The organism is Thermoanaerobacterales bacterium (genome assembly GCA_030019475.1).
Lineage (GTDB): Bacteria > Bacillota > Desulfotomaculia > Desulfotomaculales > JASEER01 > JASEER01.
The window spans coordinates 1-24,249 of the sequence record JASEER010000036.1; the positions used below are offsets into that span (position 1 = coordinate 1).

Genomic DNA, 24,249 nt, shown 5'->3' on the forward strand with positions numbered 1-24,249 from the left:
CCTGAAACCCGCTGATCCACCGGCTTCCTTCAGATTCCGCCTCGCGGCGGACACCCTTGCTTTGAGCCGACGATTACTGCTACCTTTGTCGTTCGGGACTTTCACCCTATAGACAGCGCCCATGCCGCGCGCACACAAACAGGCCCCCTTGCCTCAGGAGGCCGCGCCGACCTTTTCCATTCCCATGCCTGACGGCAGCAGGGCGCCGGTCAGGACCTCGTCGAGACTTTCGACTGCCAGGACCTCGATCCCTTTCAGGTCCTGGAACAGTTCCTGGTAGTTCTCCCGCGGGATGAAAACGCGCCGCACACCCGCCTTCAAGGCCGCTTCCACCTTGGCCACGATGCCTCCCACAGGTTTGACCGCCCCGCGGATGGTGACCTCACCGGTCATGGCGACGTCGTTCGCAATCGGGACGTTGAGCGCCGCCGAGTAGACGGCGGTGGCGATGGCCACCCCGGCCGAGGGACCGTCCACCGGGATGCCGCCCGGGAAGTTCACATGGATATCGTAGTCGTTGGGGTTGAACCTTACCGCTTGGCGCAGAGCGGTCAGGACGTTCTCCACCGCCCCCCGGGCCAGGCTCTTGCGCCGCATAACGTGTCCCGGGCCGTTGATCTCTTCCTCGTCCACGACGCCGGTGACCGTCAGCGTGCCGTTGCCGTTCGCCCGGGGCAGGGCCGTGGCCTCGATCTCCAGGATCATCCCCGCGTTGGGGCCGTAAACGGCCAGGCCGTTGACCCGTCCCACCGCCGGGGCCGCCGGGATCTGCCGCTCCGGCCGGGGAGAGTACTGCCCGCTCTGGATAACCCACTCCACGTCGGCCACGGTGATGCTGTCCCGGCCCTCGGTGAGCGCGATCCCGCCGGCCAGCTGAATGATGTTCACCGCCTCACGCCCGTTGGTGGCGTACCGCCTGATAACATCCAGTACCCCGTCGGCCAGGGCGAAATCGATCTTCCGCGCGGCGTTCGTGGCGATCTCGGCCACCTGTTCCGCGGTGAGGGGGCGGAAGAAGATCTCCATGCAACGGGACCGGATGGCGGGGGGGATCTCGTGCGGCATGCGCGTCGTCGCCCCGACCAGGCGGAAATCGGCGGGCAGGCCGTTCTGAAAGATATCGTGGATGTAGTTCGGCACGTTCGGGTCGTCGGCGTTGTAGTAGGCGCTTTCCAGGAAGACCTTGCGGTCTTCCAGGACCTTCAGGAGCTTGTTCATCTGTATCGGATGGAGTTCACCGATCTCGTCAAGGAACAGCATGCCGCCGTGGGCCTTGGTCACCGCGCCGATCTTGGGCTGGGGGATGCCGGCCATGCCCATGGGCCCGGCGCCCTGGTAAATCGGGTCGTGCACCGAGCCGATCAGGGGATCGGCGATACCCCGCTCGTCAAACCGGGCGGTGGTGGCATCCATTTCGATGAACTTGGCATCGGACCTGAAGGGAGAATGAGGGCTCTTCTTCGCCTCTTCCAGAACCAGGCGCGCGGCCGCCGTCTTGCCCACGCCCGGCGGCCCGTAGAGGATGACGTGTTGCGGGTTGGGCCCGCAGAGGGCGGCGCGCAGGGCCTTCAGCCCTTCCTCCTGGCCGATGATCTCGGCGAAGCTCCCCGGCCTGGTCCGCTCCGCCAGGGGCTCGGTAAGGGAGACGGCGCGCAGCTGCCTCAACCGCTCGACCTCCTTGCGGGACTCGCGCTCCACGGCTACCTTGCTCCCTTGCTGGCTTTTGAGGAGATTCCAGAAATATAGGCCGACAATCACCCCGAAGAAAACCTGAACAAAGGTGAGAATGCTCGATAGATTAAACTCTCCGCCCAACGCTTAGACCTCCCGTTCCACGAGTTTGTCTCCCTTCTAGTATGGCAATTTTTACTGGATTCCAAACTCCCGCGCCGGCGCTGAACCGCTGGGCCGAAAAACCTATAGCTGGGACGCCTGGCCGGAGCCCTTACCGGAGCGATGGGGCCGCAAATGTTCCTGCGCGCCGAGATAACCCTGGAGGAAAAGGCAATGAAAGACTACAAGGACCTGTTCGTGCGCGTCGGGAACGAGCATCTCTTCGACACCCTCTGGGACAATTTGATCGACGAGGACCTGCACACCGCCTGGCTCGCCAACAAGCTGAGGTAGCTGGAAACAACTTCCTGACCGGTGGCATATGCTATAGAATAAACAGCGCCGGTGGTGTGGCGCAAAAGGGGGTTTGGCAGTGATGGAGTATTCCGGAATCACACCCCAGGAGGCCATGTTCCGTCTTTTTATCCTGCTCGGATTGGCCACAGGAGTACTCTCCATAGTTGAGTTTGATGTCTTGCCGGACGGGACCGTAGCACTGGACGTAGGCCTCCCCCCCGCGGCGCCGGGGAGTTTGACCCCGCTCTACAACCGCCTCGCGCTTATCTCTTTGCTCTTGCCGGCAACAAGGATCACGGATATCGAGTTCACCATCCTTCCCCGCATAACCGGTGCACCCCCGCCGGCCCCTCCGCCCGAAGAAGACAAGGAGACGCCCCGACCCACCCTGGTCTCCCTTTGGTAAGGGCCAACAAAAAACCGCCCCGTTGTCCGGGACGGTTTCTCGTTTCCCACTTTGGCTCCTCTCTAACCCGTGCCTTCCTTCTTCTTCTTCCGTTCAACGGTGATGATGATCGGCGGTTCCCGCTTGACGACCGCGTCCTCGGAGATAATGCACTTGGCCACGTCGCCGCGCGAGGGGATTTCATACATCACGTTGAGCATGATCTCCTCAATGATGGCCCGCAGCCCGCGCGCCCCGGTGTTCCGCCGAATGGCCTCCCGGGCAATCGCGTGCAGGGCCCCATCCTGGAGTTCAAGGGCGACGCCGTCCAACTCAAACAGCTTTTCGTACTGTTTGGCAAGGGCGTTCCGCGGCTCGGTGAGGATGCGTACCAGGTCCTCTTCGGTCAGGGGATCCAGGGTTACGATCACCGGCAGGCGGCCGACGAACTCCGGGATCAGGCCGAACTTCAAAAGGTCCTGGGGCAGGATCTGGCGCAGGACTTCGCCGAGCTTCCGGTCCCGCTTCATGGTCAACTCCGCGCCGAAGCCCATCGTCTTCTGGGCCACGCGGCTCTGGATGATCTTATCAATCCCCTCGAAGGCCCCGCCGCAGATGAACAGGATGTTCGTGGTGTCCAGCTGGATGAACTCCTGGTGCGGGTGCTTGCGCCCGCCCTGCGGAGGCACGCTGGCCACGGTGCCCTCCAAGATCTTCAGCAGAGCCTGCTGCACGCCCTCGCCCGAGACGTCCCGCGTAATCGAGGGGTTCTCGGACTTGCGGGCGATCTTGTCTACCTCGTCGATGTAGACGATACCCTTCTCGGCCTTCTCGACATCGTAGTCGGCGGCCTGGATCAGCTTCAAGAGGATGTTCTCGACATCCTCGCCCACATAACCGGCCTCGGTCAGGGAGGTGGCGTCGGCAATGGCGAAAGGCACGTTGAGAAAGCGGGCCAGGGTTTGGGCTAGAAGCGTCTTACCGGAACCGGTCGGGCCGAGCATAACAATGTTGGACTTCTGAAGTTCCACCTCGTCGACCTTGCCGCCGAGGTTGATCCGCTTGTAGTGGTTGTACACTGCGACAGACAGGATTTTCTTCGCATGCTCCTGCCCGATGACGTACTGGTCCAGGTATTCCTTGATTTCCTGGGGCTTCGGAATATCCCGGAGTTCCATCCCCAGGTCTTCGCTCAGTTCCTCCTCGATGATCTCATTGCAGAGTTCGATGCACTCGTCACAGATATAGACACCGGGACCGGCGACCAGTTTCTTGACCTGGTCCTGGAGCTTGCCGCAGAAGGAACACTTCAGCTGACCCTTTTCGTTGAACATCTTACCACCTCTCTTACTCGGCCTTCTTGCGAACGGTAATCACCTCATCTATAATACCATATTCCCGCGCCTGTTCGGCGGACATGAAAAAGTCGCGCTCGGTGTCCTGCTCGATTTTTTCCAGGGGCTGCCCGGTATTCCTGGACAGCAGTTCGTTCAGTGTGGCTTTCATGCGCAGGATTTCCCTGGCGTGCAGGTCGATGTCGGTGGCCTGGCCCTGGACCCCGCCCAGCGGCTGGTGAATCAGGATCCGCGCGTAGGGCAGCGCCGAGCGTTTCCCCCTCGCCCCCCCGGCGAGCAGGAAGGCTCCCATGCTGGCTGCCTGACCGAGGCAGATCGTCGCCACATCGGGGCGGATGTACTGCATAGTGTCGTAGATGGCCATGCCGGCGGTGACGATGCCCCCGGGGGAATTGATGTAGAGAAAGATGTCCTTCTCCGGGTCCTCGGCCTCCAGGAAGAGCATCTGGGCGATGACCAGGTTGGCCACGTTATCGTCAATCGGCCCGCCAATGAAGATAATCCGGTCTTTCAGGAGCCGGGAATAGATGTCGTACGCTCTTTCACCGCGCGCCGTCTGCTCCACTACAATGGGTACAAGGGTACTCATGGTAAACGCCCCCTCACGATGTATTGCACAAACGACTTTTATGTTTCATCCGCCGGCGTGGTTCCGGCGTCCTTGACCACGGCGTTGGCAACCAGTACGTCGATTGCCTTGTCGCGCATCAGGCCGCGGCGCAGGGACTGCAGCTCCCCGTGCTTTTCCAGGGTCTCCTTGAGCTGGCCCGCGTCCCGGCGGTAGTACTGGGCGAGGCGTTCGATCTCCTTGTCCAGTTCCTCGTCCTCCACCTTGATGCCCTCGGCCTTGGCGATGGCGTCCAGGACCAGCTCCCGCTTGACCCTGGCCTCGGCCTCCGGGCGCAGCTTGTCCGCCAGTTCCTCCCGGGAGGTGTTGGTCAGCCGGAAGTAGTCTTCTTCTTTCAATCCCTGCTGCACGATAGGCCGTAAGGCCTCTTCCATCATGCCTTCCAGGGCGCTCTCAATCATCTTCGCCGGAATATCCACGGTGGCGTTTTCCGCCGCCCTGGCCACGAGAGCATTCCTCACAACCGCCTCGGCCTGTTCCCGGGCCGTTTCCTCTAACTTATTCTTGATATCGGCCTTCAATTCCGCCAGGGTATCGAACTCGGAGACGTCCTTGGCGAACTCGTCGTCCACGGCCGCCAGTTCCTTCCGGCGAATACCCTTGACCGTCACGCGCAGGACGGCCTCTTTGCCGGCCACGGCCGGGTCATGGTAGTCATCGGCGAGCTTCATCCGGATCTCCTTCGTCTCGCCGATGGCCATCCCCGGGAGGCCCTCATCCAGTTCGGGCGCCAGGAAGCCCATTCCCACCTCGACCTGGCGGTCGCGCGCCTCGCCGCCGGCGAACGGCTGACCGTCCACCGTGCCCTCGTAGTCGATCGTCACCAGATCACCCTTCTCCACCCGGCCCTCTTCAAGGGTGACCAGCTTGGCATAGCGGTTCCGGAGCTGCTCGATCTCCCGGTCGATATCATCCTCGGTCACCGTTACCGCTGGGCGCTCCACCTCGAGGCCCTTATACTCGCCCACGGCAACCTCCGGCCGTACCTCCACCCGGGCTTTGAACGCCACGGGTGACCCTTCCTCGAGCTTGACCACCTCGAATTCCGGCCTGCTGATCGGCTCGATATCAAGCTCCCGTACCGCTTCCAGGTAACTGACCGGCAACAGGCTCTCGGCGGCGTCGTTGAGGAGCACTTCTTTGCCGTAGAAACGCTCAAAAATCGGCCGGGGGGCCTTCCCGGGCCGGAAGCCGGGAATTTTCGCGGTTTTCACGAGCCGGCGATAGGCCCGGTCGACGGCCGTTGCCAGGCGCTCCGGCTCCACCTCGATGTTCAGTACGACGGTGTGCTGGTCAACTTTTTCTGTGGTCGCCTTCATCTCAAGGTTGTCCTCCTCCTGCAAACCCGGCTACCTAACAATATAACCACCGGGATACCGGGACTTGCAAAAACGAATACCAGGGATTTCCCTGGCCATCAGCAAACCATATTATAGCATGTGCCCGTTCGGCCAGGCAAGCTGGTGGCAGGGAAATTTTACTGGGCCACGAATTGACACGAAGAAGCAAGTGAAAGGTGGTCTGACCAAGCATTGTGCTTTCAAGAAGGGGACCTGGTGATATTTATCGACCACCAGGGACGCCAAAAGCTCCAACGCCTCCGTGCGGGCGCCCGGTTGGCGACCCACCGCGGTTACATTGAACACGCCGACGTCATCGGCCTCCCCCCGGGGAGCGTGCTCCACACCACCCAGGGCAAGCAGATCTATGCCTTCCGTCCCTCGCTGGCGGACTACACCATGAACATGTCGCGCAAGAGCGGGATCGTTTACCCCAAGGACACGGCCTACATCCTCTTCCACGCGGACATTTTCCCTGGGGCGCGAGTGGTCCAGGGGGGTGTCGGCTCCGGGGCCCTGCTGCTGGCCCTCGCCCGCCAGGTGGGGCCCCAGGGCCTCGTCGTGGGCTATGACGTCCGGCAGGACATGCTCGACCACGCGGCGAAGAACCTGGCCGCCTGGGCCGGGGAGACGCCGCAGGTCCGGCTCCGGCTGGCGAACATTTATGAAGGGATTGCGGAGCGGGACCTGGATGCCGCGGTTCTCGACGTGCCGGAGCCATGGGAAACCGTCGGGGCACTGGCCGAGGCGCTCAAGCCCGGGAGGTTCGCCGTCGCCTATGTCCCCTCGATCCGGCAGGCCGAGCGTTTCACCGGCGCCCTGCGGGCCAGCCGGGCCTTTACCCTGGTCGAAACGGTGGAGGTGCTGGTCCGGGACTGGTACATCTGGAACCGTGCCGTACGCCCCAACCACCGCATGGTGGGCCATACCGGCTTCCTGACCATCGGCCGGCGCGTGGTCGGCCTCCCCATGGATGAAGAACAGGCCGACCCGGACCGGGCGGCGGACCAGGAGAGCATCTGAATGGCGGCGGAAAAGGGCAAGGGCGGAGCCTCCGGCCGCCGCCGGACCTTCCTGGACGGCAAAACCTGGGCCCGCTATTCGATCAGCGTCTGGAACGACGTCAACCGGACGGCCGAGGAACGCCGCCTGGGACACCCCGCAATGTTCCCGCTCGCGCTGCCATCCCGCCTGATCGAGATTTTTACCCTCCCGGGCGATCTGGTTCTGGACCCTTTCGCCGGCACGGGCAGCACGGTCCTTGCCGCCGTCCGGCTGGAGCGCCGGGGCCTGGGCCTGGAGATTGACCCCGATTACGCCGCCGCGGCCCGGGAGAGGCTGGCGGCCGTTCCGGACGCTGAGGCAACGGCCCGGATTTACTGTGCCGACGCCCGGCGGATCAGTGACTTTACGGCCCCGGAGACGGCGCGCCTATGCGTCACGTCCCCTCCCTACTGGAACATCCTCAGCCGGCCGCGCACGGCCGACCGCCGGTCGCCCCGCGACTACCAGGGTATGGCCGGCGACTTGAGCCGTATCACCGATTACCGCGAGTTCATCGCCGCTCTGGGGGAGGTTTTCGCCGCCGTGCGGCGGGTCCTCGTCCGGGACGGCTACTGCGTGGTCAACGTGATGGACCTGCGTAAGAAATCCACCTTCTACCCGCTGCACATGGACCTCGCCCGGGAACTTGAGACCCGGGGGTATTTCCTCGACGACATCATCGTCTGGGACCGCCGCACCGACTACAACAGCCTGCGCCCGCTGGGCTACCCCTACGTCTTCCGCGTCAATAAGGTCCACGAATTCCTGCTCGTCTTCCGGTGCCGCAATTAGGCAAGTCCGCTTCCGGTATGCCCGGGTCGGCGTTTGGCAGGGTTATCGGGACTCCGGTACCAGCAAAAGGGGGCTTTCGTCCTATGGCCAACGTTGCCGGTGTCTGACAACATAAGGCTAGATCGTCTTGCCAGGTTCGCTTAGGGGGTCGGGAATCAGTGTTCCGCAGTCGGGCGGAGCGCACAAAGGATCTTATCCTGCTGGCGGCGCGGCGCTGCTTCGCCGCCAGAGGTTTTGACGGGGCCACGATGGACCTTATCGCCGCCGAGGCCGGCGTCAACAAGGCGCTGCCCTATAACTACTTCACCAACAAGCAGGACCTCTATGCCGCAGTGACCAGGGAATGCTTCCTCCGGCAGGTGGAATCAATGCCTGACGAACGGGACAAGAGCCCGGCGGAGCGTGTGCGCCTGATACTGGGCGCCCTGCTGCGGGCCCTGTGCGCCGATCCCGAATGCGCCCAAATCCTCAGGTGGGAATTGGCCGGAGGCGCCTCGGCGTGCCTGACGGCGACGCGCAACGGAAAGAAGCCGATCCTTGAGCGCTTGACCGAAGCCATTGCCGAAGGGGCCCGGGACGGCAGTTTCCGCCCCGGTCTCGAGGTGAGGGAGGTCGCCCTGCATATCCTGATCCTGGCGCAGTCCTATTTTATCTGCCGTGAGACCTTCGAGGATGAACTCGGTATCGGCCTGGAGACCTTCAGTGAACCGGCCGCCATCGACCGTGTGACGGACTACTGCTTACGGGTTCTCCTCCCTTGAAACAATCCCATACTCCACATACCCCACAAGCGGGACGGCTCCCACCCGGGGGCCGTCCCGCTCCCCTTTAAGACCGCCCCGCCGGGACGGCTTCGGCATCAGGATACCCCCCGCCGGCGGCACCACCAGAACCAACCGGCCGCCATGACAAGGGCCAGCAAGAGCATTCCCAACCCTACCGGCAGCCACCTGTCAACGCCGCCGGACAGCCCGTCGTCCGTACCGGTGAGCGCCGGCAGCACCACGGCCTCCACACCTTCCCCCGGCGGCGGGTAGATCTGTACCTCCCGGCCGGTTTCGTGGTGACGCCAGAAGAGCTTCTTCCGAATACCGTAGAAGTCCCCGCCGGCGAAGCCCCCGTGGTTGAGCCACCACTGGACGGCGGCCAGCCCGTCCGGACCGCAGTAACCGTCCAACACGTTCAGCGTCTTCGGGTCCAGGGAACTGACCCTGTAGACCCCGAGCGCGTTGCGGTAGCCCCCGACGGGCAGGCGGTCCAGGGAGATCAGCACCAGGTCCCCGGGCGCCACCCCCGGCCCGAGCCAGCCCGGCGCCCGTAAAACGGCGACCGTCCGTCCCGGGTCCTCCCCGCTCACCACCCGGGACACCTCCACGGTGACCGTGGTCTCCCCCGATTCCCGGACCATGCCCAGCACCAGGGCGTCCTGGTTGGTGCTGTAGAGCATGCGGTACCAGGGGTCGCCGGCCCAGGCCGCCCCCGGGCTGAGGACCAAGGCGCCGAGCAACAGGAAAAACAAAACCCGCCGGCCGTAACAGCGCATCCAGTCATCCCCCTCTATCCCTGTTTATAATCTAAGACGTTACACATATCTTTCCGGTTTGTGGAACGGACAAAAACCGGCCGGTTCTTCAAGCGTTTGACCCGGCGCATGGGTGACATTTTCTCAGACCGCTTACGCCTCCGGAACCCCGTCTTGACGGGCACTGGTGGGTTTGGTATACTAAACTTTGCGTGGTGGGCATAGCTCAGCTGGTCAGAGCGCCAGACTGTGGATCTGGAGGTCGAGGGTTCGAAGCCCTCTGTCCACCCCATTCTTCATCTATTGGGGCGTAGCCAAGCTGGTAAGGCAGCGGACTTTGGATCCGCCATTCGTTGGTTCGAATCCAGCCGCCCCAGCCAAAAATGTCCTGAAGTGAGCCATTAGCTCAGTTGGTAGAGCACCTGACTTTTAATCAGGGTGTCGCTGGTTCGAGTCCAGCATGGCTCACCAATTTTATATGCGGGCGTGGCGGAACGGCAGACGCGCCAGACTTAGGATCTGGTGGGGAACACCCGTGGAGGTTCAAGTCCTCTCGCCCGCACCAGGCCTGAAAAGCAAGGGTTTCGGCACCTGGCCGAAACCCTTTTCGTTTGGTTGAGCCTTGATACTTAAGAGGCTCTTTCCGCTTCCGGCGCGGGATGCCCGGGGGTCGGTTCGTCCTTCTCTTTCGCTTCTTCCTTCCGTTTCCGCAGCCAGTCAACCGCAAGCACCAGCAGCACCAGCACCAGCGGCAGCCAGGTCTCCACGTAAGGAATGCTCGCGGTCAAGAATCCGCCGATCAGGTGGTCGTGCACAATCATCCTGCCCGCCGTCCAGGCGACCACCGCCGCCCCAAGAGCGACAATGGCCGGGAACCGGTCCATCAAGCCCAGGACAACGGTGCTGCCGCCGACGATAATCGGAACGCTCAGGGCCAGGCCGAAGATGACCAGGCCCGGGTGCCCGTTCGCCGCGCCTGCGATGGCCAGGATGTTGTCAGTTCCCATCAGCAGGTCGGCAAAGACGATCGTCTGAATCGCGCCCGCCACGGTGTTTCCACCGGCGCGTAGGCGGCCCTTCGGCGCCGGGTCCCCGGACCGCGGTTCCTGTTTCAAGAGCTTGAGGGCGATCCAGAACAACAGGAGCCCGCCGACAAACTGCAGGGCGGGGATCATCAACAGCCAGACGGCGATGACGGCCAGGGCTCCGCGCACGGCCACCGCCCCCACGGTTCCCCAGATGATGGCCTGACGGCGAAGCCGCGCAGGCAACATGCGGCTGGCCATGGCGATAATAATGGCGTTGTCGGCCCCGAGAACCAGGTCCATAACGACTATGCTTCCTATGGCCGCCAGAGTCTCAAGCATCGAAGCGCTTGTCCCCTTCCCTTCAAACTAAAAGACCTTCCACCTTGCGGTAGAAGGTCTCGCCGGCAGATCCAAGCTACCCAGCAAAGCCGGAGACCGGACGGTCCCGTATTGACGGCCGTTGCTGTTAGGCTACTCCCCTTCCAATTAAGCAACTCAATTATACCCCGTACCTCTCCAGGATGGCAAGAGTTTTGTGCATTGCCGGTTCGAATGCACCATCTGCTTGGGGCGGCATAACATGGAATGACCGACAAACATACCCACCAGAAAGGAGGTTCACCCATGGGAGACTTCGGAGCTTCCGGCCACGGCTCGCTGCTGATGATCATCATTATTATTGTTGTGGTGCTGGTGCTTTTCGGCATCCTCTAGCCCGCCGAAATTCCCCCGGCTGAACCGGATGGGATATAGACCGTGACAGCAAGTACTCTCCACCTGAAAAGTCTGTCAATAACACAGAAAGGAGGTTTACCCATGGGAGACTTCGGCGCATCCGGCAGCAATAGCATGATCATTGTTATTCTGGTGATTGTGGTGCTGTTGGTGATTTTCGGCGTGATCTAAGCAGCCGAAACCGTGACAGCAAGCACTTTCCGCCTGAGGAGCCTGTCAAGAATACTGAAAGGGGGGGTTACCCATGGGAGATCTCGGCGCATTAGGCAGTCACGGGTCGTTGCTCTTGATCATCCTCATCATCATTGTGCTGTTTATGCTTCTCTAAAGGGCTGATTTCCCGTTAAGCCCTTCTACGGGCAATACAACGGTGGCCTCCACCATGGTGGGTGGAGGCTGCTATTTTGTTAACAGTTTTCCATTAGTTACCATATAATGAAACCGCAGAAAAGTTTTGCGACCTCCTCACCTGGCGACCAACCTTAGCGGGTGCGCAAGCACCCGCCTTTTTTACCCCTTGAGGGGGATAGAGCCGTCGCTTTTCGGCCAGACTTAGGCCAACATCCCTGGAACCAAGGTGGTGAGGACTGTGTCCTGCTATGATTGCAAGCACTTCAAGGTGAACGCTCCGTTTTCCCGGGGACGGGGCATGTGCGGCGCGGCCCAGGTCGCGGTAAACAGTACCGTTTATGGCGAGGATAACTGTCCCTACAACGCCTTCAGTCGGCGTGAAGCGGAAGACGGGGCCTACGAGGAATGGTGAGCGATTCTTATCGCAGGCAAGCAGAGAGGCGGCCCTTGCCGGGCCGCCTCTCTCTGTCCTGTGTGACTCTCCCGTCTACCTGACCACCATTACATTAGCCGCTTGCGGGCCACGATCACTGTTTACGATGTCGAACTGAACACTCTGGCCTTCTTCCAGGGACCGGAAACCCTCCGCCTGAATCGCCGAGTAGTGGACGAAGACGTCTGTACCGTCTTCGGCATGGATGAACCCGAAACCCTTATCGTTATTGAACCACTTGACAGTACCAAACACTGGTGATTTACCTCCTAGAATCAAAAGAAAAATGGGATATCCGTAGTCTCTCTCCCCGGCCGAAACGGGATACACTCTGGTTAGTATAAACAATTTCCAGAACAAGACCTAGAAGCGGACGTACCGTGTATATCGGCGTTGTACCTGCCTCTCCACGCAATCCAGCTTGACAAAAAGAAGGACCAGCCAAAAAACGAGAAACAGCTCCCGCGCGGACAACGGAGAATGCAGGATTTCCCTGAAGAGGAGCCCCGCCCCGAACGTCAACACGGCAGAGACCATCAGTTGGCCGAGCAAGGACATTGGCCATCCCCTCCCAGCAATGCTAACGGTAGTATTCATCCTCCCTCCGACAAAGTCCTTTCCATTCACTACAAAGCTGGATATAAAATTCCATGTTATTTTTGGTACAAGTGGCCATGCCCTCTCTCAAACCGTGTTCGTGATAGAATGGAGCAGGAGGTGGGTACCAAATGGCCGGAAAGGTTGTCGGGGTCTGCATCAGTGAGAAACGCGGGACGGCGAAAAAGAACGTGGGGCGGGGCTACCTCCGCGCGGGCTTGGGCCTGGAGGGAGACGGCCACGCCGGCACCTTTAAGGAAGTCAGCCTGGCAATGGCGGAGAGCGCCCGTCGTCTGGCCGGGGAACACAACCTGGAGGCGGTGCCGGGAGACTTCGCCGAGAATATCCTTATCGAAGGGATCGATCTCAGGACGGTCACGGTCGGTCAGCGCCTGCGTGTCGGGGCCGCTCTGTTAGAGGTGGTCCAGATCGGCAAGGATGTGCAGCCGCACCACTACTCCTTTCACGGTTTGCGGCTCCTTCCCACGGAGGGTGTCTTCTGCCGTGTCCTGGGAAGCGGTCCGGTCGCCGTCGGGGATCCCGTGGAACTGGTGACCGGGGCATAAGAGACTGGCGTCCCGGGCAGGATTCGAACCCGCGACCCGCGGCTTAGAAGGCCGCTGCTCTATCCAACTGAGCTACCGGGACGCAATTCGGTCGTCAGAGGTCGGACGTCAGTCGTCAGTAACAGAAGAAATTGGCCCCTGGCCAATTTGAAGTACGTTTATGGAGCGGGTGAAGGGAATCGAACCCTCGTACCCGGCTTGGAAGGCCGGTGCTCTACCATTGAGCTACACCCGCCCGGACATATAATAGTATAGCCGAATCCGCCCCTCCGGTCAAAGTTTTTCACTACTACAACCACAAAGCCGGCGATGTCTTTCAACGGTCACACAGCACGCGCCGAACCAGGCCTGCCACCTGGGCCAGGGCCCTTCCCCGGTGGCTGATCCTGTTCTTGGCGTCCATATCCAACTCGGCGAAGGTCCGGCCAAGGGACGGAACGTAGAAGAGGGGGTCGTATCCGAAGCCGTTTTCTCCCCGGGGTTTGTCCAGGATTACACCTTCGCTGACCCCTTCGGCCGTGTATACCTCCCCCTCCGGGGTGGCCAGCGCGACCACGCAGCGGAAGCGGGCGGTACGCTTTTCGGGGGGTATCCCCTCCAGCAGGCGCAGCAACTTGGCGTTGTTGGCCGCATCGTCTTTCGGCTCGCCGGCGAAGCGGGCGGAATGAACTCCCGGCGCACCGCCCAGGGCGTCGACATCCAGGCCGGAGTCGTCGGCGAGCGCGGTCTCCCCCGTAAGCCGGGCGACTTCCCGTGCCTTGAAGACGGCGTTGGCCTCGAAGGTCTCGCCCTCTTCCGGGATTTCCGGCAGACCGGGATAGTCGGCCAGGGAAACCACATCCACCCCCAGCGGCCCGAGGATGGAAGCCAGTTCCCGGACCTTCCCCGCGTTCCTGGTCGCCAAAACTAAACGCCGCACCTTATTCCCCGCCTCCGTATGCCCCGACCCGGTTCCCGAGTTCGCCCAGGACATCTTTCTGGTACCGCACCAACTCGGCTATGCCCTTCTTGGCGAGTTCGAGCAGGCGATCCATCTCGGCCCGGTCGAACGTCGCTTCCTCGCCCGTTCCCTGAACCTCTACAAAACGGCCCCCACCGGTCATGACCACGTTCATGTCCACGGTGGCGGCCGAGTCCTCGGCATAGCAGAGGTCAAGGCACGCCTCCCCGTCAACCATCCCCACGCTGACGGCCGCCACAAAGTCCTTGATCGGCAAGGCGGGCCGTACCCCAGCCTGCACCAGCTTCTGGCAGGCGTCGGTCAGGGCAACAAAGGCCCCGGTAATGGACGCCGTCCGCGTCCCGCCGTCGGCCTGGATCACGTCGCAGTCCAGGTGGATGGTCCGCTCACCAAGCGCCTCCAGGTCCACCACGGCCCGTAAGGAGCGTCCAATGAGGCGCTGGATCTCCAGGGTGCGGCCTCCCTGGCGTCCCTTGGCCGCCTCACGCAGGGTTCGTACTTCGGTGGCGCGGGGGAGCATGCCGTACTCCGCCGTCACCCAGCCCTTACCGGTGCCTTTGAGGAAAGGCGGCACCTTGTCGTCCACGCTGGCCGTGCAGATGACCCGCGTGTCACCCATCTCGATCAGTACCGACCCCTCGGCGTACTTGTTATAGTGGCGCACCATCTTGACGGGGCGCAGTTCACCGGGCTCCCGGCCGTCGATACGTGTCATCAGCTAAATCTCCTCCAGTTCATAAATCCGCACCTCACTTGCCGCCAGGGCCTCGCGGCCCAGCGCACGGGCGGCCTCGGCCTTCAGCCGCCCGACGTCGTACTCCGGGTAAATATGGGTCAGGGAAAGCCAACGCACCTGTGCCCGCCGGGCCGTCTCCCCGGCCTGGGCCGCGGTCATGTGGGCGCCCTGGAGGAATTCCAGGTCCTTCTCCAGCCCGCTGGCCTCGGCCAGCAGGAGGTCGGCGCCCGCGGCAAAGGCGACGATCTCCTCGCGAAAGGCGGTATCCCCCGTGTAGACCAGGCGCCGCCCCCCGGCGCTGCAGGAGAGGGCGTAGCCGGGTAGGGGATGCTCTCCCGGAACCCACGCGACACGTACCGCGCCGACCGTTAATTCCCCGCCCGCCATATCCTCCAACCGGCGGACCTCGAAGGCGTCGTCCCAGGACGCCAGGCGCGAATAATCCTCCGCCGGGGCGCCCGGGGCATAAACCGGGAGCCGGCCGCTGCGGCTTCCGTCCTTCAGCGCTCCTTTGATAGCGTGCCTTAAGGCCGGCAGGTCCGCGCAGTGGTCGGGATGGAAATGCGAAACAAAGACCGCCGTAAGCCTGCGGAAGTCGGTGACCCGGGCCAGGCGGCCGAAAACGCTATGCCCGCAGTCTAGAAGGATCCGCGTTTCTCCGGCGCTGACCAGGTAACCCGAACAGGCCTCGTCCGGGCGCGGGTAAGGCGCCCAGCACCCCAGAACCTCGATGCGCAAGCAAGGTTCACCTCCCAGCCTCTTTTAACTTGCCCCAACGGCGGGACAAACAGACGGGGGGAGATCCCCAACCCTCGTTGGAGAGGTCCTTAGCGGGCCCCCGTAACTCACATGCTACTGCAGCATTTCCAGGAAGGCCTCCAGGCGGATGCGCGTACGGGCGTCCAGGGCGCCCGGCTTGTCGGCCTCCAGCGTCAGCACCGGCACCTTGAGTTCCTGCCGCACGATCAGGTCCTCGATCTGGCGGTAACAGAAGCTCTGCGCATAGTGCAGGACCCCCTGGATACGCCGCCGGGCAATTTCGCGCTTGATGTCCTGCAGGCGATAGAAAATGCCGTAGGGGTATGTGTAGAGGCGGTACTGTTCTATCAGGTCCGGGGTGTCGAAAGGCATAGAGAACTGCCGCTGGGTCTCGTTGAAGACCACCCTCGCCCCGCGCTCTTCCAGAAAATCATAGAGATCATCCATAATCGGCGGCACCCCGATGTAGCCAAGGCGCACTTGCTCCCGGCGCGGCGGCGCCTCCCGGGCCTCAGCGAGCAGGCGCCGCACGTCGCGGGCGAAACCCTCCGGGTCACCGTTGAAGTCGCTGCAGGAGACCTGCCACAGGTGGTTTGCCCGGCCCCCGACCCGGTCCTCCTCCCAGGTCAGGCGGTCCAGTTCGTGCACCAGGCGGCGAACGACGTTCAGGCGTTCCCTGGCGGCCGTCACCGCGGCCCACTCCACGCCGAACCAGGCCGCCAGCTTTTCGATCTGCAGGCGCAGGAGATCGTAATCACGGTCAAAGGGGTAGGCGAAGGGGATGATGGTGACGCCGGCCAACTGCAGGGTTTCCATCAGGGCGTGGGTGTTGGAGCAGTCGCCCTGGGTCACCGCAATAACCGTCCTGATGGTCTCGTCGGCCAACACCGTGCTGTAAATGCCCTTGATCCAGGCGCAGACGTTACGCGGGTAACCCGCCGTCTCAGCGCGCTCGACCAGGGCGCGCGGGTCCTCGGCGGTAATAAAGACGTTATTCAGGTCCACGGGCACCCACCCGGCGGCGTAGACCACCTCCACGGGCACCGTGGTCGTGATCCCGACTCTCTTCAAGGACGTACCTCTTTGACAGGTTTTGCCCCCAGTTTACCACCGCGGGGACGAACCATTCAACCGGTAAGGCGCAGCCGGTCGACGGCAAACGGCCCCCGCCGGGTGCAGAGCGCTGCGGTGCGGGCAAAAGAGACGGCGTCCCCGCTGACATAGTAGCGATGTAGCGGGTTTAACACCGGCGGGCCCAGAAGGCCCAGGCGGGCCATGTCCTCCCTCACCTCGGCCACGGCCGCCGCCGCCGGATCGACGACGACCACCCCGGGCCCCAACAGCCGGCGGATCAGTCCGCCCAGGAAGGGATAGTGCGTGCAACCCAGGAGCAAGCAGTCGATCCCCCGGCGCTGCAACGGCTCCAGGTACCCGCGCAGGGCAGCCTCGGTACGCGGGGTGTCCAGTTCCCCCGCCTCGACAAGCGGCACCAGGCGCGGAGCCGGCATGCCGAAAACCTCGGCGTGGGGCGCCAGGGCTTGAATAGCCTGGATATGAGCCCCGCTGCGGATCGTGGCCTCGGTCGCCAGGACGCCGATGCGCCCGCTGCGGGTCGCTTCCACCGCCGCGCGGGCCCCGGGCCGGATAAGCCCCATCATCGGCACCGGGTACCTCCGGCTCAACGTCTCCAGGGAAACGGCGGAACTCGTATTACAGGCGAAAACGATATACTTCGCCCCCTGTTCGATCAGGAAGCTGACAATGCGGTCGCCGAAGGAAATGAGTTCCCCGGCCGACCGGCCGCCGTAAGGAACGTTGGCCGTATCCCCGAAGTAAATGACCGGCTCCCCCGGCAGGGTGCGGAAGATCTCCTCGGCCACCGTCAAGCCGCCCACACCGGAGTCAAAAAGGCCGATCACACCCGGTTTTCCCAATCTTTACCCCGCCTCCCTGTCTGCCGTTCCCCCCGGCACTCCCCTTAATTATAGGATATGTGCGGGATCATAGCATCCGCAAAAATTGGTCGCCGGCAAATGAAAGGCCGCGGTTTTCGGCCGCGGCCCGGGCAGGAGCGGCGGTCTAGTCTTCCAGGAACTCCAGGATGGCGTCCACCACGGCGCCGGCCGCCTTGCGGCGGAAGTCGTCCCGGGCGAGCAGGCTCTCCTCCTCCGGGTTCGAAATGAAGGCCGCCTCGGCCAGAACCGAAGGGATGTCGGTGGCCCGGATGACCGCAAAACCGGCTGTTTTGACGCCGCGATCCGGCCGCTGCAACTCCGCCAGGAGGTGTTTGTGAATGAGTTGCGCCAAACGGGCTCTTTCCTCGGCCTGTCCCGCCGCGGCCGCGTTATCCGGCTGCGCGCAATAGTACGTCTCCGTTCCCACCGGGGAACTCGTAGTGTGAGAATTGCAGTGGACGCTCACGAACAGGTCGGCGGCCGCGGCATTGGCGATCGCCGCCCGCTCGTAGAGGTCGACGAAACGGTCATCATCGCGCGTGAGCACCACGTTGACCCCTCGCTGTTCAAGCAATCGCGCGGTTTCCAGGACGATGGCCAAGGTTACGTCCTTCTCTTTCAACCCGGTAGCGCCGATGGCCCCGGGGTCGGAGCCTCCATGCCCGGCGTCGAGAACCACCGTCCGGTCCTGGAGGGCGTTACTTACCGTCCAGAACTCCAGGACCAACGTCCGCCGGTCTGAGGACAGCCGGGCCTTATAACGTGTCTTGGACAGAGGCGCGCGAAGATCGCAAACGATACGCGCTCGGTCGGGATCGGTCTGCCAACCGAAACGCAAACCGCCAAGCGTTTTCGAATTAACCTTTGCGTCGGACGGCAGATCCCCCTGCGGCACGCCGGTGATGTCGAACACGACCCGGTCCGGGTTCCGTAGAATGAAGACCCCGTACCCCATCGCCGTGGGGGTTTCAATGATCACCCTTGTACGGCTGCCGCCGGTCTCCGCTTTGACGGTCAGGCTTTCGCCCGCCGGGGCGTCTCCCCGGCTGGGAGGGGCAAGCCCCGCGATATTGACCTGGCTCCGGTCCACCCAGCCGACCGTGCCGCCCGGCGTACGTACCTTGAGCCAGCCGCCCTTCACTTCGACAATCGGTAGCGAGCTGCCGCGGCTGGCGCTGGCGACCGCCCTGTAAGTGGCGGCCGGGCCGCCGCGCAGGTCGGCGACGTCCACCGCTACCTGGGCCATACGGCCGACAACGTCCTCTTCAATATCCCCGCCGGAAGACGGCTCCGCTCCTCCGGAAGCCGGGGGATCCGGGGGAGCCGACGGTTTGGGCGGCAACGCGGGCGTACCCGGCTCCGGGGCCGGCGACGGCGCCGGCGCCGGGGCGGGCGGGGGCGTATCCCGGCGGATGTTCACCAGCCAGCCGGCCACCCAGGCCACCCTGCCGTCGCCTGTTTGCACCTTCACCCATTGCCCCGATTTCCCCAGCAGCTTGAGATCCGTTCCGGCGGGAACGCCCCCCACTTGAGCGTGGCTGTTCCCGGGGCCGCTGCGCAGGGTAACGGCTCCCTTGGTCTGGGCTACATACTCCGGCGCGGCGGACGAAGTCGGGGCGGGAGACGGTACCCCCGGGGCCGGGTCGGGCGAGGGCGTATCCCGGCGGATGTCCACCAGCCAGCCGGCCACCCAGGCCACCCTGCCGTCGCCTGTTTGCACCTTCACCCATTGCCCCGATTTCCCCAGCAACTTGAGATCCGTTCCGGCGGGAACGCTCCCCATTGGGGTATGGCTGTTCCCGGGACCGCTGCGCAGGGTGACGGCTTCCTTGGTCTGGGCCACGTACTCCGGCGCGGTGGACTCGATGCGTACGAGTTCGCCATAAATCCAGGACGAACGGCTCTCTTTGCTGACCTTGTACCATCCGGGAGCCGTGTCGAGGACCGCCAGCCGCTCGCCCTTATAAGCCTCCCCGACCTTGGCGTAAGTTGTCGCCGGACCCTGGCGCAGATTGGCCACCGCCGTTTGTACCACGGCCGTCTGCCCCGCCGAGGCCGGCAAAGCCGCCAGGCATAGACTCACGGAGACCAGGATCAGCAGGCTTACAAAGGTTAGCAGCCTTCCGGCCGACACGACATCGCCCCCCGGACCATGCTTTAATCCTGCATTCTACACTTTTCGGCAAGATCCTCTCCAGGCTGGAAAAAAGTCAAAATGATGGTCCCAGATGAGAATTTTACCGTCTCTTAAGAACTAAGTCCATGGCAACGTCTTTTGTGTCACTCCGTTTTGTTATAAGTTCGCATAAAAATAAAAAAAATAAGGGGCGAACATTCGGGAAAAAGGAGTGTCCGGTTTGCCCCGCCGCTTCCTATTTATGGTACTCCTCTTGATAACCGCGTTGTTTGCCCCCGTGCCGGCGGCCGGTGCGTCCTACCATCTATGCCCCTTGACCTGTGACGAAAACCTGGTAATCCGCCCGGAGGGCGAGGCTTCGGCAGAGGATATCCGGGCCCTGCAAAGGGAGCTGCACCTCGCCGGGTATTACCGCGGTCCCATCAGCGGCGTCTACGACACGGTCACGGCGGAAGCCGTGCGCCGGTTCAAAAGCGACCTCAACCTCCCGGCGGACGCGGTTGTCGAAACCCGCACCTGGGAAAAGCTCAGCGCCGCCATTGAGCCGGTCGCCACCGAGGAGATCCCTCCCCCGACCGGAGAGGTGGCCATCGTCATCGACGTCCGCAACCGTACCCTTACGATCATGTCCGACGGCCGCCCGTACCGCCAGTTCCCCTGCGCGGTCGGGAAGAATGAGACGCCGTCCCCCACGGGCAACTGGAAGATAAAGCGCAAGGCCGTCAACTGGGGCACCGGGTTCGGCACCCGCTGGATGGGGCTTTCGGTCTCCTGGGGGATTTACGGGATTCACGGTACGAACAAGCCCGGCTCCATCGGCAGCCAGGCAAGCCACGGCTGTTTCCGGATGTTCAACCGGGACGTGGAGACGATTTACCCCTGGGTCAAGGTGGGGACCCCGGTTTACGTAATCGGCAACCCCCTGGGGCCGAATCCCCGGCCGGAGCTGGTCCTGAACTCCCGGGAACCGGCGGTGTTGGAGATGCAGCGCACTCTGTCCCGCCTGGGCTACTATCATGGCCCGATCGACGGGATTTTCGGCCCGGGAATGGAAAAGGCCGTGATCCAATTCAGGAAGGATCACGGCCTGCGATACGACAACCGCGTCTTGGATGACATCTATGAGGCTCTCGGCCTCTAAGACAAATGATGTCCGGAAAACACCGGGCCTCGTCGGATACCCTTTGGTCTTACCGCCCCTGCACCGGCCGGCGCCGCGGCCTGTCGGCCATACGCGCCTGGCGTTCCGCCAGGTGCCTCTTTTTGAGGGGTGGCACGATAAACAACACATAGGCGACCACCGCCAGGAGGCTGGCGGCCAGAGCCCCGGCCACGCGCCAGTCGCTGGTCAGCACGGCCGCTCCCAGCAGGCCGAAGACGACCGTTGTCGCCAGGGGGATCCCCACGCCTCCCGGCACCCGGAAAGGACGCTCCACATCAGGCATTTTCTTGCGCAGGGAAAGCACCGCCCAGCCCACCAGGGCGTAAACCGCGCATTCCACGCCCGCCGCCATGCCGACGATGACCTTCGCCACGCCGTCACCGGCCCAGAGTACGTAAGCGGAGAACACAACCCCGACCAGGACAATGGCCACGATTGCCGCCCACGGCGTGAAATAGCGCATGGAAACCCTGGCGAACCATTTCGGGAGGAGACCTTCGCGCGCGGTGGCATACACAAAACGCGAAACGCTGATCAGCCCGGCGTTGAAGGTCTTGATGCTCGCCGCCAGGCTTAAGACGACCATCCAGGCCGCTCCCGCGGGTCCCAGCGCTTCCTGCGCAAAGACCATCTGCGGGGCGGGCGCCGCGGTCAGGGCGGACCGGAAAACGGTGGCCGTCATCGCCACGGTCAAGAGGGCGTAGGTTACGCTCAGGATCCCCAAAGCGATGAACATGCCTTTGGAGATGGTGCGGATGCCGGTGACCTCCTCCGCCAGCGGCGTCACCCATTCAAAGCCGATATACAGGAAGACGCCGAGGGCCATGGCGTTGACGAAGCCGCCGAGGCTTCCGGGCGCCAGGGGCGCCTCAAGCTGGAAATGAACCTTCGAAAGGGCGAGGAGGGCCATAAGGATGAGCGAGGGAATCAAGGCGTAGGTGACCAGGTCCTGGAAGTTGCCGGCGAACTTCACCCCGCGGATATTCAAGGCGCCGATGATGATGAACATCGCCACCAGCCAGGCCAGCGGCGGCACCTGGGGGACGGCGGAGGACAGGACATGGGAGAGGACAAAGCTTTCCGCGCCGAGGACGGCCGTGACCACGCCCATGTAGAGGAGGGAGATGGTGATCGCGGGCCGCTCCCCGAAGGTCCGTTCAAAGTAAACCCTTACGCCGGCGGCCGAGGGAAGGAAGCCGTTCAACTCGGAGAAGCACGCCGCGGCCAGAAAGCACAGCGCCCCGCCCGCCAGGATGGCCAGCCAGGCGGTGTCCCCGGCCAGGTAGGAGGCCACCTGCACGGCGGCGAGGAAGGACGAACTGGCCAGGGCGATACCCGCACTGGTGGCGACGACGGTGCGCAGGGAGAGAACACGCTTCAGCGCCACCCGGTTATTCACCCCAAATCATGAGGGAAATGAAGTCCAAGCGCAGCACGTCGTCCTCTTCACCCAGGACCTTCAGGTTACCTTTTAAATATGGCTCGGTGGGCGTGATGTCACCGTAAAAGAGGTCGACCAGCGTCTCGCTGTCCCCCAGCACCGTCAGGTGCGGCGGCTCCCCGGGAGCCCCTTCGCTCAGGGTAAGGTCCCCGCCCTTCAGGGTGAGGGTGTGCTCGGAATCGACATCGGTGGCGCGCACCAGGACCGTGCGGTCCCAGTCGCGGTTCATTGCTTTCAACTTGGCGTTGTTGTTATACCCCTCGCAAAACGCTATCAGGCTTTCGTGAATTTCTTCATGTAATGCCATGAGTGCCTCCAGGTTTAGGCTCGGCGAGCTTAGTTTAGTTTCCGGATCTTGGGCTCAAAGTTCAGGCGGCGCAGGAGATCCAGGTAGTCGTCGGGCGTGATCGCCGACAGAGGCTTGGCAAGCAAGGCCACCAGCACCCCCTCCATCACGTTGGTGCCGAAGGAGCGGCCGTCCAGCTCGGGGGTGGTGGTGATCAGGTAACCCGCGCCCCGTTCGCGCAAAAGATTCACGTCCGAGGGGGTGGTGGTATTGGTCACGATGATCTGGCCTTCAAGCTGTGCCGGCAGGAAACGCCGGACCATGTGGAAGTCCCCGGCGATGACCCGCGCTTCCTTGTAAAAGGGAGCGAACTTGGCCGCCTTCTCCTCGTCCACCGTCTCCTGTTTCTTGCCCGTGGGGTAGATCATGTGGAACGGCATCTTGCAGATTTCCGGCAGGAGCTTGTTGGCGATCTGTTCCAGTTCGGCCAGAGTGCGGATGGGGTAAGGCACACCCATCGCGAAGATCAGGTCCCCGAAGATCATATCGCACCCCGCTTCGACAAAGGCCTCGGCCATGCCGAAACGGTCGGCGGCGCTCACCATCAGCACCTTGGTCCCCGGCGGGATGAGGTCGGTTTTCCGCGACAGGTAACGGACGACCTCCCGCTCCAGGGTGTTCTTGAGCCCGCTCCCGTCGACGACCGGGGTCACCTTGACGGCTTCAAGGAGCTTTAGGGCATCCTGGATTACATACTGCTGCTGGCCGACGTACAGGTACACGTCGATGCCTCCCAGGCCGATCGCGTCCACGTTACCGTCGAGTTCCTTCAGGGTGGCAATCGCCTTCTCCATATCCCCGTCGGTGCCCCGGCGGCTGATCTCGAAGGGTTGTCCGAGGAAGGAAACATCCACCCGGTGGTCACGCTTCGATGAACCCAGACTGACACTGACGACACGCTTTGGGGCCATTTTCCGCACCCCCTTTAACTGCGTACCATTTTAACTAAAATTCCACAGAATGACAAGGTACAAAGGTACATCAGGTCAGCCCGCCGCAGCGCCGTACGATCCCTTCCGCCTCCCGCAGCCGCCCTTCGTCGGTAACCACGGTGACCAGGTAATTGTAGCCGCCCGCCGGAGCACCCCCGGTGCCGGCCATCCCGCTGGCCGACGGGTGGGCGGCCAGGAGAACGCCGGCGTTTTCCCCCACCTCGGCGCTGAGGTTGTCCCCGCGCCCGTACAGCGTAAGGGAAGAGAGGTCGGCGGCTAGGCCCGCTGCCGGGTTGTCGCCTTCCGGGTCGGTGGCCTCCCCGTAACGGGAGACATGGGTCAACTGTACCGACGCGAAACCGGCCGCCCGCAAGGAAGCGGAAGCCGCCCGCGCGTCATCCTCGGTCCGGAAGTAAGCCAGCAGGGAGCGTTCTTGAGGGCCAAGACGCATACAGATAACACCTCCTGTGTGCAGCATGGCCCCGGCAGGCCGAAAACTAAACCCCCGCAGGAGCAAACCGCGCAAAAAACGAAGGCGCCGCCGGTCGGGGCGGAGCGTACTGGAAAGCCAGTACGTCAGCACCCGGACGGCGGCGCCTGACCAAGCCGGGCGCCGCTTTTCAGCGGCCTTCCAGACCCGCGCCCGCCAGGTGGCTCAAAAGCGAGTATGGCGCGGCCTTCTCTAGATGTCCCGGCGCGTAAAGACCCATGCCGCCGCCCCCAGCGCCCCCACCAGGTAGAGCGCGGTGTAGACCAGCATCCAAACGCTGGGCTCCACCTGGGCGCCGAAGGGCCCCATCTGGGCCGCGGCGGCGAACGGGTTCCGCACGTCGGCCGACCCCAACAGGAGGTAGATAACCTTCCGGTAGAGGGCGTCGACCGGCATGATCAGGCTGGTCAGGATCCCGATCGTC

The 24,249-nt window shown here is 63.0% G+C and carries 27 protein-coding genes and 6 tRNA genes; 12 read left to right on the forward strand and 21 right to left on the reverse strand.

Annotated features, from left to right (window positions below; all coding sequences use genetic code 11):
* Nucleotides 1–153: 153 nt before the first annotated feature.
* Entirely contained in the window at nucleotides 154–1,815 is a 1,662-nt protein-coding gene (gene lonB, locus QMC81_09300; GenBank protein MDI6907663.1) for an ATP-dependent protease LonB, read from the reverse strand.
* 153 nt (nucleotides 1,816–1,968) lie between these two features.
* On the opposite strand from lonB, the gene QMC81_09305 reads away from it, so the two are divergent.
* Together QMC81_09305 and QMC81_09310 are read left to right on the forward strand one after the other, a co-directional pair.
* The gene (locus tag QMC81_09305; protein ID MDI6907664.1) at nucleotides 1,969–2,127 is read left to right on the forward strand and encodes a hypothetical protein; all 159 of its coding nucleotides are present in this window, start codon (nucleotides 1,969–1,971) and stop codon (nucleotides 2,125–2,127) included.
* 82 nt (nucleotides 2,128–2,209) lie between these two features.
* The gene (locus tag QMC81_09310; GenBank protein MDI6907665.1) at nucleotides 2,210–2,536 is read left to right on the forward strand and encodes a hypothetical protein; all 327 of its coding nucleotides are present in this window, start codon (nucleotides 2,210–2,212) and stop codon (nucleotides 2,534–2,536) included.
* 62 nt (nucleotides 2,537–2,598) lie between these two features.
* Here the strand turns inward: QMC81_09310 and clpX are convergent, their stop codons facing one another.
* From clpX to tig, 3 genes are read right to left on the reverse strand one after another with little or no spacing between them, the layout of a single operon-like run.
* Nucleotides 2,599–3,849, reverse strand: coding sequence for an ATP-dependent Clp protease ATP-binding subunit ClpX (gene clpX, locus QMC81_09315; GenBank protein MDI6907666.1), 1,251 nt, complete (start codon nucleotides 3,847–3,849; stop codon nucleotides 2,599–2,601).
* A gap of 13 nt (nucleotides 3,850–3,862) precedes the next feature.
* Nucleotides 3,863–4,459, reverse strand: coding sequence for an ATP-dependent Clp endopeptidase proteolytic subunit ClpP (gene clpP / locus QMC81_09320; GenBank protein ID MDI6907667.1), 597 nt, complete (start codon nucleotides 4,457–4,459; stop codon nucleotides 3,863–3,865).
* Nucleotides 4,460–4,497: 38 nt separating this feature from the next.
* Entirely contained in the window at nucleotides 4,498–5,817 is a 1,320-nt protein-coding gene (gene tig, locus QMC81_09325) for a trigger factor (protein MDI6907668.1), read from the reverse strand.
* A gap of 213 nt (nucleotides 5,818–6,030) precedes the next feature.
* On the opposite strand from tig, the gene QMC81_09330 reads away from it, so the two are divergent.
* The 3 genes from QMC81_09330 (at nucleotide 6,031) to QMC81_09340 (ending at nucleotide 8,435) form a co-directional block, all read left to right on the forward strand.
* Nucleotides 6,031–6,861 (forward strand): tRNA (adenine-N1)-methyltransferase, encoded by an 831-nt coding sequence (locus QMC81_09330; protein ID MDI6907669.1) that lies wholly within the window; start codon nucleotides 6,031–6,033, stop codon nucleotides 6,859–6,861.
* A complete protein-coding gene (locus QMC81_09335) occupies nucleotides 6,862–7,674 on the forward strand; it encodes a site-specific DNA-methyltransferase (GenBank protein MDI6907670.1) in 813 nt (270 codons plus the stop codon).
* Nucleotides 7,675–7,832: 158 nt separating this feature from the next.
* Nucleotides 7,833–8,435 (forward strand): TetR/AcrR family transcriptional regulator, encoded by a 603-nt coding sequence (locus tag QMC81_09340; GenBank protein ID MDI6907671.1) that lies wholly within the window; start codon nucleotides 7,833–7,835, stop codon nucleotides 8,433–8,435.
* A gap of 98 nt (nucleotides 8,436–8,533) precedes the next feature.
* On the opposite strand, the gene QMC81_09345 is transcribed toward QMC81_09340, so the two are convergent.
* Nucleotides 8,534–9,217: a hypothetical protein gene (locus tag QMC81_09345; protein MDI6907672.1), complete on the reverse strand. Its 684-nt coding sequence runs from the start codon at nucleotides 9,215–9,217 to the stop codon at nucleotides 8,534–8,536.
* A 194-nt stretch (nucleotides 9,218–9,411) separates the two neighbouring features.
* Between QMC81_09345 and QMC81_09350 the strand changes: the two genes are divergently transcribed.
* The 4 genes from QMC81_09350 (at nucleotide 9,412) to QMC81_09365 (ending at nucleotide 9,761) form a co-directional block, all read left to right on the forward strand.
* A tRNA-His gene (locus tag QMC81_09350) sits at nucleotides 9,412–9,488 on the forward strand.
* 12 nt (nucleotides 9,489–9,500) lie between these two features.
* A tRNA-Gln gene (locus QMC81_09355) sits at nucleotides 9,501–9,576 on the forward strand.
* A 15-nt stretch (nucleotides 9,577–9,591) separates the two neighbouring features.
* Nucleotides 9,592–9,667: transfer RNA gene (locus QMC81_09360), tRNA-Lys, on the forward strand.
* 9 nt (nucleotides 9,668–9,676) lie between these two features.
* Nucleotides 9,677–9,761, forward strand: a tRNA-Leu gene (locus QMC81_09365).
* 64 nt (nucleotides 9,762–9,825) lie between these two features.
* Here QMC81_09365 and QMC81_09370 read toward each other — a convergent pair.
* Complete coding sequence (locus tag QMC81_09370) at nucleotides 9,826–10,563, reverse strand: TerC family protein (GenBank protein MDI6907673.1); 738 nt, start codon at nucleotides 10,561–10,563, stop codon at nucleotides 9,826–9,828.
* Nucleotides 10,564–11,548: 985 nt separating this feature from the next.
* On the opposite strand from QMC81_09370, the gene QMC81_09375 reads away from it, so the two are divergent.
* On the forward strand, nucleotides 11,549–11,722 hold the full coding sequence (locus tag QMC81_09375) for a hypothetical protein (GenBank protein MDI6907674.1): 174 nt from the start codon (nucleotides 11,549–11,551) through the stop codon (nucleotides 11,720–11,722).
* A 75-nt stretch (nucleotides 11,723–11,797) separates the two neighbouring features.
* On the opposite strand, the gene QMC81_09380 is transcribed toward QMC81_09375, so the two are convergent.
* Nucleotides 11,798–11,998, reverse strand: a complete 201-nt coding sequence (locus tag QMC81_09380) for a cold-shock protein (protein MDI6907675.1) — start codon at nucleotides 11,996–11,998, stop codon at nucleotides 11,798–11,800.
* A gap of 108 nt (nucleotides 11,999–12,106) precedes the next feature.
* Nucleotides 12,107–12,301 (reverse strand): hypothetical protein, encoded by a 195-nt coding sequence (locus tag QMC81_09385; protein ID MDI6907676.1) that lies wholly within the window; start codon nucleotides 12,299–12,301, stop codon nucleotides 12,107–12,109.
* Nucleotides 12,302–12,471: 170 nt separating this feature from the next.
* Between QMC81_09385 and QMC81_09390 the strand changes: the two genes are divergently transcribed.
* Nucleotides 12,472–12,906, forward strand: coding sequence for an MOSC domain-containing protein (locus QMC81_09390; GenBank protein MDI6907677.1), 435 nt, complete (start codon nucleotides 12,472–12,474; stop codon nucleotides 12,904–12,906).
* A 5-nt stretch (nucleotides 12,907–12,911) separates the two neighbouring features.
* On the opposite strand, the gene QMC81_09395 is transcribed toward QMC81_09390, so the two are convergent.
* The 8 genes from QMC81_09395 to QMC81_09430 all read right to left on the reverse strand — a co-directional run bounded on the left by QMC81_09395 (nucleotide 12,912) and on the right by QMC81_09430 (nucleotide 19,451).
* Nucleotides 12,912–12,988, reverse strand: a tRNA-Arg gene (locus QMC81_09395).
* A 79-nt stretch (nucleotides 12,989–13,067) separates the two neighbouring features.
* A tRNA-Gly gene (locus QMC81_09400) sits at nucleotides 13,068–13,141 on the reverse strand.
* Between the two features lie 81 nt (nucleotides 13,142–13,222).
* Nucleotides 13,223–13,825, reverse strand: coding sequence for an XTP/dITP diphosphatase (locus tag QMC81_09405; protein MDI6907678.1), 603 nt, complete (start codon nucleotides 13,823–13,825; stop codon nucleotides 13,223–13,225).
* Nucleotide 13,826: 1 nt separating this feature from the next.
* Nucleotides 13,827–14,582 (reverse strand): ribonuclease PH, encoded by a 756-nt coding sequence (rph, locus tag QMC81_09410; GenBank protein ID MDI6907679.1) that lies wholly within the window; start codon nucleotides 14,580–14,582, stop codon nucleotides 13,827–13,829.
* 3 nt (nucleotides 14,583–14,585) lie between these two features.
* Nucleotides 14,586–15,341, reverse strand: coding sequence for an MBL fold metallo-hydrolase (locus QMC81_09415; GenBank protein ID MDI6907680.1), 756 nt, complete (start codon nucleotides 15,339–15,341; stop codon nucleotides 14,586–14,588).
* Nucleotides 15,342–15,455: 114 nt separating this feature from the next.
* Nucleotides 15,456–16,433, reverse strand: coding sequence for a 2-hydroxyacyl-CoA dehydratase (locus QMC81_09420; protein ID MDI6907681.1), 978 nt, complete (start codon nucleotides 16,431–16,433; stop codon nucleotides 15,456–15,458).
* A gap of 56 nt (nucleotides 16,434–16,489) precedes the next feature.
* Nucleotides 16,490–17,296 (reverse strand): glutamate racemase, encoded by an 807-nt coding sequence (gene murI, locus QMC81_09425; protein MDI6907682.1) that lies wholly within the window; start codon nucleotides 17,294–17,296, stop codon nucleotides 16,490–16,492.
* Nucleotides 17,297–17,441: 145 nt separating this feature from the next.
* The gene (locus tag QMC81_09430) at nucleotides 17,442–19,451 is read right to left on the reverse strand and encodes an N-acetylmuramoyl-L-alanine amidase (protein ID MDI6907683.1); all 2,010 of its coding nucleotides are present in this window, start codon (nucleotides 19,449–19,451) and stop codon (nucleotides 17,442–17,444) included.
* A gap of 223 nt (nucleotides 19,452–19,674) precedes the next feature.
* On the opposite strand from QMC81_09430, the gene QMC81_09435 reads away from it, so the two are divergent.
* Nucleotides 19,675–20,595 (forward strand): peptidoglycan-binding protein, encoded by a 921-nt coding sequence (locus QMC81_09435; protein MDI6907684.1) that lies wholly within the window; start codon nucleotides 19,675–19,677, stop codon nucleotides 20,593–20,595.
* Between the two features lie 49 nt (nucleotides 20,596–20,644).
* Here the strand turns inward: QMC81_09435 and QMC81_09440 are convergent, their stop codons facing one another.
* The 5 genes from QMC81_09440 to QMC81_09460 form a co-directional block, all read right to left on the reverse strand.
* Nucleotides 20,645–22,003, reverse strand: coding sequence for an APC family permease (locus QMC81_09440; protein MDI6907685.1), 1,359 nt, complete (start codon nucleotides 22,001–22,003; stop codon nucleotides 20,645–20,647).
* A 4-nt stretch (nucleotides 22,004–22,007) separates the two neighbouring features.
* Nucleotides 22,008–22,364, reverse strand: a complete 357-nt coding sequence (locus tag QMC81_09445) for an alkyl sulfatase C-terminal domain-containing protein (protein MDI6907686.1) — start codon at nucleotides 22,362–22,364, stop codon at nucleotides 22,008–22,010.
* A gap of 29 nt (nucleotides 22,365–22,393) precedes the next feature.
* Entirely contained in the window at nucleotides 22,394–23,314 is a 921-nt protein-coding gene (locus tag QMC81_09450; protein MDI6907687.1) for a quinate 5-dehydrogenase, read from the reverse strand.
* 70 nt (nucleotides 23,315–23,384) lie between these two features.
* Nucleotides 23,385–23,786, reverse strand: a complete 402-nt coding sequence (locus tag QMC81_09455) for a hypothetical protein (GenBank protein MDI6907688.1) — start codon at nucleotides 23,784–23,786, stop codon at nucleotides 23,385–23,387.
* A 231-nt stretch (nucleotides 23,787–24,017) separates the two neighbouring features.
* Nucleotides 24,018–24,249: hypothetical protein (locus QMC81_09460; GenBank protein MDI6907689.1), on the reverse strand; the 232-nt coding region annotated here is incomplete at its 5' end.